This is a genomic window from Novosphingobium sp. (assembly GCF_041905565.1).
Classification (GTDB): Bacteria; Pseudomonadota; Alphaproteobacteria; order Sphingomonadales; family Sphingomonadaceae; genus Novosphingobium.
In genome coordinates, this window is the sequence record NZ_JAYRKX010000002.1 from 184593 (window position 1) to 199994 (window position 15402).

Annotated in this window: 11 protein-coding genes and 1 tRNA gene; 8 read left to right on the forward strand and 4 right to left on the reverse strand. The window is 65.6% G+C overall.

From position 1 onward, the window contains the following. Nucleotides 1-99 precede the first annotated feature (99 nt). Nucleotides 100-1152, reverse strand: a complete 1053-nt coding sequence (locus ACE3N9_RS02780; RefSeq protein ID WP_374280640.1) for a lytic transglycosylase domain-containing protein — start codon at nucleotides 1150-1152, stop codon at nucleotides 100-102. 83 nt (nucleotides 1153-1235) lie between these two features. On the opposite strand from ACE3N9_RS02780, the gene ACE3N9_RS02785 reads away from it, so the two are divergent. After that, nucleotides 1236-1325: transfer RNA gene (locus tag ACE3N9_RS02785), tRNA-Ser, on the forward strand. A gap of 17 nt (nucleotides 1326-1342) precedes the next feature. Here ACE3N9_RS02785 and ACE3N9_RS02790 read toward each other — a convergent pair. Beyond that, nucleotides 1343-2545 carry an NnrS family protein gene (locus ACE3N9_RS02790; RefSeq protein WP_374280642.1) on the reverse strand — a complete coding sequence of 401 codons (1203 nt, stop codon included), beginning with the start codon at nucleotides 2543-2545 and terminating at the stop codon, nucleotides 1343-1345. Nucleotides 2546-2549: 4 nt separating this feature from the next. After that, complete coding sequence (locus tag ACE3N9_RS02795) at nucleotides 2550-3020, reverse strand: hypothetical protein (protein ID WP_374280644.1); 471 nt, start codon at nucleotides 3018-3020, stop codon at nucleotides 2550-2552. An 84-nt stretch (nucleotides 3021-3104) separates the two neighbouring features. On the opposite strand from ACE3N9_RS02795, the gene ACE3N9_RS02800 reads away from it, so the two are divergent. Further along, entirely contained in the window at nucleotides 3105-4310 is a 1206-nt protein-coding gene (locus tag ACE3N9_RS02800; protein WP_374280646.1) for a porin, read from the forward strand. Here the strand turns inward: ACE3N9_RS02800 and ACE3N9_RS02805 are convergent, their stop codons facing one another. Next, on the reverse strand, nucleotides 4311-5033 hold the full coding sequence (locus ACE3N9_RS02805; RefSeq protein ID WP_374280648.1) for a helix-turn-helix domain-containing protein: 723 nt from the start codon (nucleotides 5031-5033) through the stop codon (nucleotides 4311-4313). It abuts the gene before it with no gap. A gap of 187 nt (nucleotides 5034-5220) precedes the next feature. On the opposite strand from ACE3N9_RS02805, the gene ACE3N9_RS02810 reads away from it, so the two are divergent. The 6 genes from ACE3N9_RS02810 to ACE3N9_RS02835 are packed head-to-tail and all read left to right on the forward strand — an operon-like array spanning nucleotide 5221 to nucleotide 15402. Further along, nucleotides 5221-7962, forward strand: coding sequence for a nitrate/nitrite transporter (locus ACE3N9_RS02810; RefSeq protein WP_374280650.1), 2742 nt, complete (start codon nucleotides 5221-5223; stop codon nucleotides 7960-7962). Further along, complete coding sequence (locus ACE3N9_RS02815; protein WP_374280652.1) at nucleotides 7959-11696, forward strand: nitrate reductase subunit alpha; 3738 nt, start codon at nucleotides 7959-7961, stop codon at nucleotides 11694-11696. The genes ACE3N9_RS02810 and ACE3N9_RS02815 overlap by 4 nt, the downstream gene beginning before the upstream one ends. Beyond that, nucleotides 11693-13219, forward strand: a complete 1527-nt coding sequence (narH, locus tag ACE3N9_RS02820; RefSeq protein ID WP_374280654.1) for a nitrate reductase subunit beta — start codon at nucleotides 11693-11695, stop codon at nucleotides 13217-13219. The genes ACE3N9_RS02815 and narH overlap by 4 nt, the downstream gene beginning before the upstream one ends. Further along, nucleotides 13219-13917: a nitrate reductase molybdenum cofactor assembly chaperone gene (narJ, locus tag ACE3N9_RS02825; RefSeq protein ID WP_374280656.1), complete on the forward strand. Its 699-nt coding sequence runs from the start codon at nucleotides 13219-13221 to the stop codon at nucleotides 13915-13917. Before narH ends, narJ begins: the two co-directional genes overlap by 1 nt. Next, the gene (narI, locus tag ACE3N9_RS02830) at nucleotides 13910-14605 is read left to right on the forward strand and encodes a respiratory nitrate reductase subunit gamma (RefSeq protein WP_374280658.1); all 696 of its coding nucleotides are present in this window, start codon (nucleotides 13910-13912) and stop codon (nucleotides 14603-14605) included. Before narJ ends, narI begins: the two co-directional genes overlap by 8 nt. After that, nucleotides 14602-15402: a peptidylprolyl isomerase gene (locus tag ACE3N9_RS02835; protein ID WP_374280660.1), complete on the forward strand. Its 801-nt coding sequence runs from the start codon at nucleotides 14602-14604 to the stop codon at nucleotides 15400-15402. The genes narI and ACE3N9_RS02835 overlap by 4 nt, the downstream gene beginning before the upstream one ends.

The following is a 15402-nucleotide window of genomic DNA, read 5'->3' on the forward strand; positions in this document are numbered from 1 at the left end:
CCGGCGGGGCCATTCGGCGCGGCGGGAATATCCTCGACAGCTCCACCAGATCCGCCGCAGGCAGCCAGGAGGACAAGCGCCGCGAGCGGCAAGGTTCGGTTAACGGGCAATCTCATCTGCTAATAACCCCACGGACAGAGCGTAGTAGTTCGAGCAGTTGTATTGCAGGATAACCTTGTAATTCCCGGTTAACAGGAATCCGCCCGTGCCGCGTCCGTCCGGTTCGATCAGCGTGGCCATGGTGCCTTCGGGCAGATAGCCCATGGGCTGCACTCCCAGCGCGCGCCATTCCGCCACGGTTTTCCAGGTCGATTGGCGGGCATGGACGCGCGGACAACTCGGCGCTTCGAGCCGGGTCACTACCGGGCTGGCATTAAATCCAGCCGGAACCAGCGCGCGGGTGCCCCACGGCTCGCCCGGCCGCCAACCGGCATCGCGGAAATAGTTGGCGATCGACGCCAGCGTATCGGCGCGGTCCTGCCAGATGTCGGCATCGCCATCCCCGTCGCCATCGCGGGCGAGGCGCAGATAGACGCTGGGCAGGAACTGCGGATTGCCGAAAGCGCCCGCCCAACTGCCATAAAGCCGTTCGCGCGGGACGCCGCGATCGACCATCTTGAGCAGCGCGATGAATTCGTCCGCGAACAATTCGCGCCGCCGCCCTTCCCAAGCCAGCGTCGCCAGGGATCGGGCCAGGTCGAAATCGCCCTTGTAGCGGCCATAGTTGGTTTCATGGCCCCAGATCGCGAGCAAGACCTTGGCCGGAACGCCGTAGTCCCGTTCGACCTGCGGGACGAGCCCGCTGACCTGGGCCAGCATCGTCCGGCCCCCGGAAATGCGCACGCCGTCGACGTGGCTGCGGAAATAGCCCGCGAAACTGGGCGCGACATTGGGATTGGCGCCCGGCTGCGCCCGGTCAAGATCGACCACGCGCGGGTTCGGGGTCAACCCGTTGGTCATGCGCGCAATGGTCGCCTCGCTCACCCCTTCGCCGCGCGCTCGGGCGGCAAGCAACTGCATGTAGCTGTCAAAGCCCAGACGGCTGGTGTCTTGCCCCTGCTCCTGCGCGGCCACCGGCACGGCGGGCGGAAACAGCAGGGCCACGGCCAGACCCATGGGAACGGCCAGTTTGATCTTGCGAAACAGCGACATGCCCCTGTTTCGCACAGCGCTTCGCGTTTGCAAACGCCAAACCGCGTGACAATCGCCCAGCAGGACGCTAGCCGCGCTCAAACGGACAGGTGGCCGAGTGGTTTAAGGCAGCGGTCTTGAAAACCGCCGTGGGTGCAAGCTCACCGTGGGTTCGAATCCCACCCTGTCCGCCATTTCCCGCGCCGCCGGTTCAGCCCGGCTTCCCATCAAGCCTTGGCCGCAGGTAGATCAACGTATTGCGGGTCAGCCATGGCAACCACCCGCCGACGAGCAGTAGCGCGGCCGTGACCAGCAGCATGGCCGGATCGCCTTCCAGCGCAGCGACGATGCGCAGCACTGCTGCCAGTTGCACGCCGGCGAAGGCCAGCCAGGCGATGGGGACCATGGCCAGAGGCCGTCCGGAATGGCCGAGGGTGACCCGCGTTACCATTGCCACGAGCAAGCTGGCGGCAAATCCCAGGGCCAGAGCATGGGTGGGGGCAAGCCCCAGTGGCAACCCGAACGCCGCAAGCGCGCCCAGGGCAAAGCCCAGCGGGGCCCAGGCAAAGCCCCAAAACAGCACGCGCAGCAATCCCGGTACAGGACCGCGCGGCCACCATTGCCAGGCCATCACCGCGGTGCAGGCCGCAAGGCCCGCCGCCGCGCTGCCAGCAATGACCGGCTGCACGGCCAATTCCCCAACGATGCGGAGCGCGAGGAGTGCCCAAAGCGCTCCTAGCAACCAATCCGGGCGCCAGCGCCGGTAGTGTTCGACCACGTTTCCGGCGAAGAACGGGATCATCCGGTGGGCCACGGTCAGGAACACCGGGATCAGGAAGCCATGCAGGCCCAGTACGTTGCCCCAGCGCAGCTGGCGAGGATCTCCGCTGATGAAGAAGGCCAAGACGAGGGCGAGCGAAGCCAACCCCAGCGCGAGTGCCGCAAGCGCGGAGAGCGCGTGCAGGCAAGCTGGACGGGCTGCCCGGCGGTTGGCCCGGACTACCCCGGCCAGAACCGCAAGGCCCAGTAACCAAGCGACCGCGAAGACCGCAAAGCCTGCTCGAACCACATCGTCCGCCCCTGCCCACAGTCCGGCACAGGTCAGGGATAGCCCCAGGGCCAGCCCGGTCGCGGCAGGACCATGCTGCCGGGGGGTAAGGTCGGCCAATCCCATCCAGCGGGGAAACACCGTCAGCAGGAAACCGAAGATGAAGGCGGGATAGACCTGCAGCAGCAGGACCGGTGCATGCAGCAATTGCGCCGGCAGGCTGGCGTCGTCTGGACCTGGCCAACCCAGGTACAGCGCCCCAAGCCGCGCCGGCCACCACAGCGACATGGCGGCAAGGCCAAGGCTGCCGACCAGGAAGGCCAGCCGGTGCGGGGCGGTGAACAGGATGGCGCCGGGATAGGTCATCCGCTCAGATCAGTCCGTGCGCGCCGGCCATGGCGCCAGCAACGGTCACCAGGGCCAGCGCAGACAGCACCCGGTGCCCCAGCACCATGCGGTCAAAGTCGGCCGCGGGTGTCGGCGATGCGGCCATGCGGCGGTGCAGGAACAGCGGTTCGGCCACGAACAGCATCACCGCGAACACAGACCACAGCGCCAGCATGGCGTGCATCCACCAGTAGTGTGGATCGGCGAACCGGCTCCACAAGGCGGCCTGGTGGGTCATCCACAGCCCGCTGGCACCGGCCAGCAGCACCCAGAACTTCGCCTGCGGGGCAAAGCCCTGTTCGATCCGGTGAAAGGCGGCGAGGCGACCCGCAGGAGCTTCCGCCCGGGTGATGGCCGGCATCACGACCAGCGTGACGAACCATACCCCGCCGATCCAGCCAACGATGGCGATGACATGCAGCACGCGCGACAGGGTGAAGAGATCAAGGCTCATGTCCGGTTCCTTGCCCGGTGTGAGACCGGCTTATCGTTGACGAATATCAATTACAATATCGCAATTTCGGCAAATATGACCAACATGTATCAATCCATTCATCGCCCCGCCCTGTACCTTGCCGTTCTGCTGGTCAGCGCGCCGGCTTATGCTGCCGAGCCAAAGGTAACGCCATACGCGGACATTCGCTATCGCCTTGAACTGGTTGACCAGGCGGGCCTGCCCGAAGATGCGACGGCATCGACGCTGCGCCTGCGCGCCGGGGTCAAGACCGGCGAATGGCACGGGCTGAGCGGCCTGGTCGAAGGCGAGGCGATCGCCGTGCTGGGCAAGACCAGCTATAACGACAGCGTCAACGGCAAGCTGGCCTATCCGGTCGTGGCCGATCCATCGGACGTGTTGCTCAACCAGGCGTGGCTGCGCTGGCGGTCGGCCCCGGAGTTGGAACTGACCGGCGGGCGGCAGGCGGTCAATGTCGATAACCAGCGCTGGATCGGCTCGGTCGGCTGGCGGCAGAACGACCAGACGCTGGACGCGGTCAAAGTGGCGGTCAAGCCGCTCAAGGGTGCCAGCCTGGACTACCTCCATGCCTGGCGGGTCAACCGGGTATTCGGCCCGGATTCGCCCCAGGGCATCTGGCGCGACACGGGTATTCATGCGGCCCGCGCCGCATATGCAATCAAGAACGTCGGCACGATCTCAGGCTATGGCTTGTGGCTGGATATTCCCTCAGCACCGGCCTCAAGCTCGCGGACCCTGGGCGTGCGGATGGCTGGCGAGCTGCCGGTCGGCAAGGGCAAGTCGGTGCTCTATGCCGCCGAGTATGCTCGCCAGCATGATCACGGTGCCAACCCGCGCCGGTTCGCGCTGGATTACTGGCTGTTCGAACCGGGGGTGAAGCTGGGCGCGGTCAGCTTAAAGGCCGGTTACGAGCGGCTGGAAGGCAATGGCACGGTGGCGCTGCAGACGCCGCTGGCCACGCTGCATGCCTTCAACGGCTGGGCCGACAAGTTCCTGACCACGCCGGCCAACGGCCTGCGCGATGTCTATGTCGACGCTGCCTACAAGGTGCCCGGCAAGGGAACGCTCGCGGGGCTGACGCTGCGGGCGGCGTGGCACGATTTCGGATCGACACGGGGCGGGATCGCCTATGGCCGGGAATGGAATGCCTTGGTCAGCTATCCGCTGGGCAAGCACCTGGCACTGACCGCCAAGGCGGCGCGCTATGAAGCCGATGCCTTCGCCACGGACACGACCAAGCTGTGGTTCCAGGTCGAAGCGAAGTTCTGATCAGACCAGGTCGTCGCGCACCGGATCGGGGCGGACGAACTTTTCCAGCGCGGCGCGATCGGTGATCGCCACGCTGGCTCCGGTCACGGTGATGCCGTGCTGGCCCAGCACAGCAAACGCGCGCGAGAGGTTTTCCGGCGTCATCCCCAGCAGCGAAGCAAGCAGGCGCTTTTCCGCTTTCAACGTCACCTGCCCTCGCCCGCCCTGGCGGTGATCCTGCCGCAGGATCAGGTTGCCCAGCCGCTCGGCCGATTGGCGCAGCTTCATGTCGGTCAGTGCCCGCACCATGTCACGGTAGGCATGGGCCAGTTCGCGCATGGTCGCCTGCATCAGCGCCAGGTCGTCCTTGACCACTTCACGCACCAGCGCCGCCGGGACCAGCAAGATGCGCGACGGAGCAATGGTGCGCGCGGACATCAGGTAGGGCTGGTCGGTGACCACCGCCGCGAGGATGAAACTGGTGACCGGTTCGACGATCCGCATGGTCGTGTCGCGCCCGGCGCTGTGGGCATAGAGTTCGACCAGACCATCGATCAGCACGTGCAGGAAATCGGGATGCTGCCCCAGTTCGAACAGGGTCAGCTGCGGCGGGAAAACCTGCAGGAACGATCCGGAAAAGATCCGCTCGCGCTGGGTTTCCTGCATTTCCCGGAACAGGGGCAAGTTCGCAATTTCGGGTTTTTCGCCGGGACGCACGCCTTGACCTCTGCTTCTGTTATGCACCCCGTCTAGCCTCTCACTTGATGTGCATCAATCCCCTGCTTGATCTGGATTTGCTCCTGAATCGGCCTAGATCAGGCGAAATCGAGATAGGCGCCACGCAGCTTGGAAATTTGATACTGATCAAGTTGAAGGCCGGGCGATACGCCATGCCGTGCAGCATCACACCCAGATGGACGGGGGTCATGTCATGCCACAGCACGCAACAATCAGTTCTGCCGAGCAGCACCGGGCGCTTGGGCTCAGCACCTTCGCGTTCACGATGTGCTTTGCCGTCTGGACGATTTTCGCGATCATCGGTATCGAGATCAAGGCGGAGCTGGGGCTGAACGACACCCAGTTCGGCCTGCTGGTGGGCACTCCGATCCTGACCGGATCGCTGGTGCGGCTGTTCCTGGGGGTCTGGGCTGACCAGTACGGCGGGCGGATCGTCTTTCCGCTGACCATGCTGGCCTCGGCTGTCTCGACCGTGCTGCTCAGCCATGCCGACAGCTATGGCCTGATGCTGCTCGCCGCGCTGGGCCTGGGTCTGGCGGGCGGCGGCTTCGCCGTGGGCGTGGCCTATGTTTCCAAGTGGTACCCGCAGCACCGCCAGGGCGCGGCGCTGGGCTTCTTCGGCATGGGCAACGTTGGCGCCGCGGTGACCAAGTTCGCCGCGCCGTTCGTGATGGTGGCGCTGGGCTGGCAGGCCGTGGCGCAGATCTGGGCCGGCGTGCTGGCGGTTACCGCGGTGCTGTTCTTCGTGCTGGCCAAGGACGATCCCGACCTTGCCGCCCGCAAGTTCAGCGGCGAGGCGCCGCGGGGGCTGCGCGAGCAGCTTGAACCGCTGCGCAACGAACAGGTCTGGCGGTTCTCGCTCTACTATTTCTTCGTTTTCGGGGCTTTCGTCGCGCTGGCGCTGTGGCTGCCGAAGTACCTGATCGGGGTCTACGGCGTCGATGTGAAGGCGGCCGGAATGCTGGCCGCGACCTTCAGCCTCTCGGCCTCGGTGTTTCGCGCCTATGGCGGGATCCTGGCTGATCGCTACGGCGCGCGGCGGATCATGTACGCCACTTTCGGCGTGTCGCTGCTGTGCCTGTTCATGCTGTCCTACCCGTCGACCGACTATGTCATCCACGGGATCAAGGGCGACATCCACTTCGCCACGTCGATGAGCCTGGTGCCCTTCGTCATCACCGTCTTCGTGCTGGGCTTCTTCATGTCGCTGGGCAAGGCGGCGGTCTACAAGCACATCCCGGTCTATTACCCCGACCATGTCGGCTCGGTCGGCGGCCTGGTCGGCCTGGTCGGCGGGCTGGGCGGGTTCGTCCTGCCGATCGTGTTCGGCGCGGTCAGCGATCTGACCGGGATCTGGACCAGCTGCTTTGCCGTGCTGTTCGCGCTGGTTGCCGTGGCGCTGACCTGGATGCACCTGGCGATCCGCCAGATGGAACAGAAGGCTGCCGGGATCGACACCCGTTCGCTGCCGCAATTCCCCGAAATGGCCGGTTTGCACGATGCCGCGCGCCACGCCGCACAGGTACAGCCGGCCAAGGTGCTGACCGACTGGCGGCCCGAGGATGCCGAATTCTGGGAAGCGACCGGCCAGCGCATCGCCAACCGCAACCTCTACATCTCCATTCCCGCACTGCTGCTGGCGTTCGCAGTGTGGATGGTCTGGTCCGTGGTGGTCGCCAAGCTGCCCCTCATCGGCTTCGACTATACCACGGACCAGCTGTTCTGGCTGGCCGCCCTGCCCGGCCTGTCGGGCGCGACGCTGCGGATCTTCTACAGCTTCATGGTCCCGATCTTCGGCGGCCGGCTGTGGACCACGCTGTCCACCGCTTCGCTGCTGATCCCGGCCTTCGGGATCGGATATGCAGTGCAGAACCCGGATACCCCCTACTTCATCTTCCTGATCCTGGCGCTGCTGTGCGGCCTGGGCGGCGGCAACTTTGCCTCGTCGATGTCGAACATCGGGTTCTTCTTTCCCAAGGCGCGCAAGGGCAATGCCCTGGCGCTGAACGGGGGGCTGGGAAACCTGGGCGTGTCAGTGATGCAGTTTGCCGTGCCGGTGGTGATCACCAGCGGGGTGTTCGGCGCGATCGGCGGCGATGCCCAGCTGGCCAAGACCGGCGCGCACCTGTGGCTGCAGAACGCGGGCTTCATCTGGGTGCCGTTCATCATGGCCGCCAGCCTGCTGGCCTGGTTCGGGATGAACGACATTGCCGATGCCAAGGCCAGCTTTGCCGAACAGGCGGTGATCTTCCAGCGCAAGCACAACTGGCTGATGTGCTGGCTCTACACCGGCACGTTCGGCTCGTTCATCGGCTTTTCGGCCAGCCTGCCGCTGCTGGCCAAGAAGGAATTCCCCGAAGTCGAAGTGCTGAAATACGTCTGGATCGCCCCACTGGTCGGCGCGATCAGCCGCGCGGCAACCGGCTGGGTGGCCGATCGTTGGGGCGGCGCGCGGGTGACCTTCTGGGTGTTCGTGGCGATGATCCTGGGCGTGCTGGGCGTGGTCCACTTCCTCCAGGCCAAGGACTTTGCCGGCTTCCTGACCATGTTCGTCTTCATGTTCCTGGTCACCGGTGTGGGCAATGCCTCCACTTTCCAGATGATCCCGAACATCATGCGCCGCGAAGTGCCCCGCCTGATGCCGGAACTGGCCGCCGCCGACGCCACCCGCCAGGCCGAAAAGGAGGCGGGCGCGATTGTCGGCTTCACCTCGGCCATCGCGGCTTACGGAGCCTTCTACATCCCCAAGGCGTTCGGCACCTCGATCACGCTGAGCGGATCGGCCCTGCCCGCGCTGTTCGGCTTCCTGGCCTTCTACGTCAGCTGCGCCGCCCTGACCTGGTGGGTCTATGCCCGCCCGGGCGGCATGCTGCACGCCGCCGAACGCGGCCAGGCCGCCCCCACTACCCCCCTCGCCCAAGGAGCTTCCGCATGAGCCACCTGCTCGACCGCCTGAACTTTTTCCGCCAGAAGAAGGAGCAATTCTCGGATGGCCACGGCGTGACCACCTGCGAAGCCCGCGACTGGGAAGACGGCTATCGCAAGCGCTGGCAGCACGACAAGATCGTGCGCAGCACCCACGGGGTCAATTGCACCGGATCGTGCAGCTGGAAGATCTACGTCAAGGGCGGGATCATCACCTGGGAAACCCAGCAGACCGACTATCCGCGCACCCGCCCGGAACTGCCCAACCACGAGCCGCGCGGCTGCCCGCGCGGGGCGAGCTACAGCTGGTACATCTATTCGGCCCAGCGGCTGAAGTACCCGCTGATCCGCAAACGCCTGGTCAAGCTGTGGCGCGAGGCGAGAAAGAACCTGCCCCCGGTGGCCGCCTGGGCGTCGATCCAGGCCGATCCGGCCAAGCGCAAGAGCTATACCGCGATCCGCGGGCATGGCGGCTTCGTCCGCTCGACCTGGGACGAGGTCAACGAGATCATCGCTGCCGCCAACGCCTATACCGCCAAGCGCTGGGGACCGGACCGGGTGATCGGCTTCTCCCCGATCCCGGCCATGTCGATGGTCAGCTATGCGGCAGGCTCGCGCTATCTCTCGCTGCTCGGCGGGACCTGCATGAGCTTCTACGACTGGTACTGCGATCTGCCGCCGGCCAGCCCGATGACCTGGGGCGAGCAGACCGACGTTCCCGAAAGCGCGGACTGGTACAACGCCGGCTTCCTGATGCTGTGGGGCTCGAACGTGCCGCAGACCCGCACCCCCGACGCCCACTTCATGACCGAGGCGCGCTACCGCGGCGCCAAGGTCGCGGTGGTTTCGCCCGACTATGCCGAAGCGACCAAGTTCGCCGACCTGTGGCTTAACCCCAAGCAGGGCACCGATGCCGCGCTGGCGCTGGCGATGGGCCACGTGATCCTGCGCGAGTTTCATCTCGACCGGCAGGTGCCCTATTTCGAGGACTACTGCCGGCGCTATTCCGACATGCCGATGCTGGTCCGCCTGGTCGAACAGGACGGCAAGCTGGTGCCCGAACGCCTGCTGCGCGCCAGCGACTTTGCGGGCGACCTGGGTGAAGCGAACAATCCCGACTGGAAGTGCGTCGCGATCGACGAGGAGCGCGACGAGGTTGTGGCCCCGTCCGGTTCGGCGGGGTTCCGCTGGGGCGAACAGGGCAAGTGGAACCTTGAGGAACGGGATGGCCGGGGCGAGGCGGTGAAGCTGCGCATGACCGCGATCCTCGACAAGGACCACGACGAGGTGGTCGAGGTGGCCTTCCCCTATTTCGGCGGGCGCGAGCATGACTATTTCGAAGGGACCGACCACCCCGAAGTGCTCCTGAAGCGCGTGCCGGTGCGCGAGCTGGAGCTGAAGGACGGCCGGGCCTTCGTCGCCACGGTATTCGACCTGCTCTGCGCCAACTACGGCCTCGACCGGGGTCTGGGCGGCGAACACGTCGCGCGCGACTATGCCGATGCCTCGCCCTACACCCCGGCCTGGGGCGAAAAGATCACCGGCGTTCCCGCCGATGCGATCATCACCGCAGCGCGCGAATTTGCCGCCAATGCCGAAGCGACCAACGGCAAGTCGATGGTGATCCTGGGGGCGGGCCTCAACCACTGGTATCACATGGACATGAATTACCGGGGGATCATCAACCTCCTGGTGATGTGCGGCTGCGTCGGCCAGTCGGGCGGCGGCTGGGCGCACTATGTCGGGCAGGAAAAGCTGCGCCCGCAGACCGGCTGGCTGCCGCTGGCCTTCGCACTCGACTGGAACCGTCCGCCCCGGCAGATGAATTCGACCAGCTTCTTCTACGCCCACACCGACCAGTGGCGCTACGAGACGCTGGGCGTGGGCGAGATCCTTTCGCCCACCGCGCCCAAGGGCGATTGGGACGCCAGCCTGATCGACTACAACGCCCGGGCCGAACGGATGGGCTGGCTGCCATCGGCGCCCCAGCTCAAGACCAACCCGCTCGACGTCGGCAAGGCGGCCAAGGCATCCGGGATGGAGCCGAAGGACTATGTCGCGCAGGCGCTGAAGGCGGGCGAGCTTGAGCTGTCCTGCCTCGATCCCGATGACGAGGCCAACTGGCCGCGCAACATGTTCGTCTGGCGCTCGAACCTGCTGGGCTCATCCGGCAAGGGGCACGAATACTTCCTCAAGCACCTGCTGGGCACGGCCCACGGCGTACAGGGCAAGGACCTGGGCGCAAGCGGCGGGCAGAAGCCCAGGGAAGTGAAGTGGCATGATGAAGCGCCGCAGGGCAAGCTGGACCTGCTGGTCACGCTGGACTTCCGCATGTCCACCACCTGCGTCTATTCCGACATCGTCCTGCCCACGGCCAGCTGGTACGAAAAGGACGATCTCAACACCTCCGACATGCACCCCTTCATCCACCCCCTGTCGGCGGCGGTGGACCCGGTGTGGGAATCGAAAAGCGACTGGGACATCTACAAGGGGATTGCCCGGACCTTTTCCGAAGTGGCCGGCGAAGTGCTCGGCGTCGAGCATGACCTGGTGCTCCAGCCGATCCAGCACGACAGCCCGGGCGAAATCGCCCAGCCATTCGACGTGGCCGACTGGGGCCAGGGCCAGGTCGAGCCGATCCCCGGCAAGACCATGGCCAATGTTGCGCTGGTCGAACGGGATTACCCGAACCTTTACAACCGCTTCACCGCGCTTGGCCCGCTGATGGACAAGCTTGGCAACGGCGGCAAGGGCATCACCTGGAACACGGGCCACGAGGTCGACAACCTTCGCAAGCTCAACGGCACTCACGGCGGCGATGGTCCGACCACGGGCATGGCGAAGATCGAAACCGCGATCGACGCCGCTGAAGTGCTGCTGATGCTGGCGCCGGAAACCAACGGCGAAGTGGCGGTCAAGGCGTGGGACGCGCTGTCGCGCTTTACCGGGCGCGATCACACTCACCTGGCCCTGCCCAAGGAAGACGAGAAGATTCGCTTCCGCGACATCCAGGCGCAGCCGCGCAAGATCATCTCCTCGCCGACCTGGTCCGGGCTGGAAAGCGAACACGTCTGCTACAACGCCGGCTACACCAATGTGCACGAGCTGATCCCGTGGCGCACTCTGACTGGCCGCCAGCAGCTTTACCAGGACCACAAGTGGATGCGCGCCTTTGGCGAGGCGCTGTGCGTCTATCGCCCGCCCATCGACACCAAGGCGGTAACGCCGATGCTGAACGAGGCAGCGGGCCAGCCGCACGTGGTGCTCAACTTCATCACCCCGCACCAGAAGTGGGGGATCCATTCCACCTATACCGACAACCAGCTGATGCTGACCCTGTCGCGCGGTGGCCCCATCGTCTGGATGAGCGAGGTGGACGCCGCCAAGGCAGGCCTGGTCGACAACGACTGGGTCGAAACCTTCAATTCCAACGGTGCGCTGGTGGCCCGCGTGGTCGTGTCGCAGCGGATGAAGGAAGGCACCCTGTTCATGTATCACGCCCAGGAAAAGCACGTGAACATGCCCGGTTCCCCGCTGACCGGGCAGCGCGGCGGGATCCACAATTCGGTCACCCGCGCGATCCTGAAGCCGACCCACATGATCGGCGGCTACGTCCAGCAGGCCTATGGCTTCAACTACTACGGCACGGTCGGATCGAACCGCGATGAATTCGTGATCGTCCGCAAGCTCAGCAAGGTCGACTGGCTCGAAGGAGAGCTGGCCGCCGGGGAGAACGCAGCATGAAAGTCCGCGCGCAGATCGGCAAGGTCCTGAACCTCGACAAGTGCATTGGCTGCCACACCTGCTCGGTTACCTGCAAGAACGTGTGGACCAGCCGCGAAGGGATGGAATACGCCTGGTTCAACAACGTCGAAAGCAAGCCCGGTGTCGGTTATCCCAAGGACTGGGAGAACCAGGAGCGCTGGCACGGCGGCTGGGAACGCACCCCGGCGGGATCGATCCGCCCGCGCATGGGCGGCAAGTGGCGCTTGCTCGCCAAGATCTTCGCCAATCCCGACTTGCCCGAAATCGACGACTACTACGAGCCGTTCACTTTCGATTACGGTCACCTGCAATCGGCCGGGGAAAGCAAGGCCTTTCCCACCGCCCGCCCGCGCAGCCTGATTACCGGCCAGCGCATGGAAAAGATCGAGGGCGGCCCGAACTGGGAGGAAATCCTGGGCGGCGAATTTGCCAAGCGGTCGGCGGATTACAACTTCGAAGGGGTCCAGAAGGAAATCTACGGCCAGTTCGAAAACACCTTCATGATGTACCTGCCCAGGCTGTGCGAGCACTGCCTCAACCCGACCTGCGTCGCGGCCTGCCCATCGGGTTCGATCTACAAGCGGGAAGAGGACGGGATCGTCCTGATCGACCAGGAAAAGTGCCGCGGCTGGCGGATGTGCGTCTCTGGCTGCCCCTACAAGAAGATCTATTTCAACTGGAAGACCGGCAAGAGCGAGAAGTGCATCTTCTGCTATCCCCGGATCGAAGCGGGCGAGCCCACGGTCTGTTCGGAAACCTGCGTCGGCCGCATCCGCTATCTTGGCGTCATGCTCTATGATGCCGACCGGATCGAGGAAGCGGCCAGCGCCGAACATGTCGAGGATCTCTACCAGGCGCAGCTCGACATCTTCCTTGATCCGAACGATCCCGAAGTGATTGCGCAGGCCCGCAAGGATGGCGTGCCCGAAGCCTGGCTGGAGGCCGCACGGCATTCGCCGGTGTGGAAGATGGCGATGGAATGGAAGGTCGCCTTCCCGCTGCACCCCGAATACCGCACCCTGCCGATGGTCTGGTACGTGCCGCCGCTCTCGCCGATCAACGCGGCGGCCAGCGCGGGCAAGATTTCCGCACACAACGGGATGCCCGATGTCCGCTCGCTGCGGATTCCGGTGAAGTATCTCGCCAACCTGCTGACGGCCGGCAAGGAAGCCCCGGTGGTCGATGCGCTGGAACGGATGCTGGCGATGCGCGCCTACATGCGCGCCCGCACCGTCCAGGGCACCGTGATCGAGGACATCGCCCGCGAAGTCGGCCTGACCGGCGCGCAGATCGAGGAGATGTACCAGATCATGGCCATCGCCAATTACGAGGACCGTTTCGTCATTCCGACTGGCCACCGCGAGGATGTGGAAGACATGTATGCCGAAAAGGGCGGCTGCGGCTTCTCCTTCGGCAATGGCTGTTCGGGCGGAACCAGCGAGCCGAACCTGTTCGGCGCCCCGGCCCGCAAGAAGCTGCAAACCCCGACGGAGGTGTTCTGATGCGCCTGACCTTGCGAGTCCTGTCCGCCCTGCTGCGCTATCCCGACGAGGCGGTGCAGCAGGCTGCGGGCACCTTCGCCCCCGCCCTGGCCGCCGAGGGTGCGCTGGCCCCGTCGCAGCGCGCCAGCCTGCAAGGGCTGATCGACGATCTGGCCACGGGCGACCTGCTTGACCTGCAGGAACGCTATGTCGCGCTGTTCGACCGGGGCCGCGCCTTCTCGCTCCACCTGTTCGAACATGTTCACGGCGAAAGCCGCGACCGGGGCCAGGCGATGGTCGACCTGCGCAGCCGCTACGAGGCGCAGGGGCTGGAAATCAGCGCCAACGAATTGCCCGACTATCTCCCGCTGTTCCTCGAGTACCTGTCCACTTTATCCTCGAAGCGGGTACTCGGGGAACTTGCCCAACCGGGCGTAATCTTCTCGGCCCTCGCCGAGCGCCTCGAGGAAAAGCAGACCCCCTATGCCGCGCCGCTGCGGATCCTGGCCGATCTGGCCGGGGCCGGCGGCGAGACATTCGAGATCGCCCCGCCGGACGATCCGGAAGACCTGGCCGCGCTCGATGCCGCCTGGGCGGAAGAACAGGTCCGCTTCGACGCGCCCACCCCGCCCGTCGCTGGCGAAGCCTGCCCCCAGGCCGCCGCGCTGGTCGCCCGCATGCACGCCTCCGCCCCCGTCAGGAGCATCCCCCATGGCTGATTTCATCCACCACCTGCTGTTCGGGATCTATCCCTACATCGCGCTGGCCGTCCTCGCGGTCGGCTCGGTGATCCGGTATGATCGCGAGCCTTATTCCTGGCGCGCCGGGTCCAGCCAGTTGCTCCGCCGCAAGCAGTTGATCGTCGGTTCGGTGCTGTTCCATGCCGGGGTGCTGATGATCTTCGCGGGCCACGTGGTCGGCCTGCTCACGCCGATCGCGATCTGGGATGCGCTGGGCGTGCCCCACGGTGCCAAGCAATTGCTGGCGATGGTAGCGGGCGGCCTGGCCGGCGTCATGGCGATCATCGGCGCGACCATGCTGATCCACCGCCGGTTCGGCGATCCGCGCGTGCGCGCCGCCTCCAGTTTCAGCGACAACCTGGTGATCCTGCTGCTGTGGATGCAACTGGCATTGGGCCTGGGGACTATCCCGGTTTCGGCCCAGCACCTCGATGGCCATGAAATGGTCAAGTTCATGGAATGGGCGCAGGGGATATTCACTTTCCGTGCCGGCTCGGCCGAGTTGATCCGCGATGTCGCGCTGGTGTTCAAGCTGCACCTGCTGCTCGGCCTGACCATCCTCTTGCTGTTCCCCTTCACCCGTCTGGTGCACATGTTGTCTGCCCCGGTGCGCTATATCTGGCGGCCCGGTTACCAGGTGGTCCGTTCGCGAAAGCTGGCGGCATGACTGTCGAACCCGTCATCGTCGGCGGCCAGGAAATCCCGGCCGCCGCCATCGCCGCCGAGGCTCAGCACCACCCGGCCCCCGACGCCGGAGCGGCATGGCAGGCCGCCGCCAGGGCGCTGGCGGTGCGGCAATTGCTGCTGGCCGAAGCCGAACGCCTGGGCATCGCCTCCGACGAGTGCCGCGATGCAGAAGGCCGAGCTCTGACCGGCGAAGATGCCCGCATCGACGCCTTGCTGGATCGCGAAGTACGCACCCCCAGCGCCGATGAGGCCGCCTGCCGGCGTTACTACGAGCGCCACCGCGAGCGCTTCGCTTCGCCCACGCTGGTCGAGGCCGCGCACATCCTGATCGCCGCCGATCCTGACGATACCTTCGCCATGGGCCTTGCCACCGGCGATGCTCGCACGCTGATCCGCCAGCTTCAGGCTGAACCCGAGCGCTTTGCCGACCTCGCCCGCAGCCGCTCTGCCTGCCCCTCGCGCGAGCAGGGCGGCAACCTGGGGCAGGTCGGCCCGGGGATGATGGTCAAGCCGTTCGAGACGGCGCTGTTCGGCTTGGCGGAGCACACCCTCTGCCCCCAACCGGTCAAGACCCGGTTCGGTGTCCATGTCATCCGATCGGGTCGGCGCGTGGATGGACGCCAGCTGCCGTTCGAGGCGGTACGGGAGGCGATAGCCAACTATCTCGAAGAAGCGAGCTATCGCCGGGCGGCGGCGCAATACATCGCGGTCCTGGCCGGGCAGGCCGGGGTCAGCGGGGTCGCGCTAGGCAGCGCGGACGGGGCAATGGTGCAATAG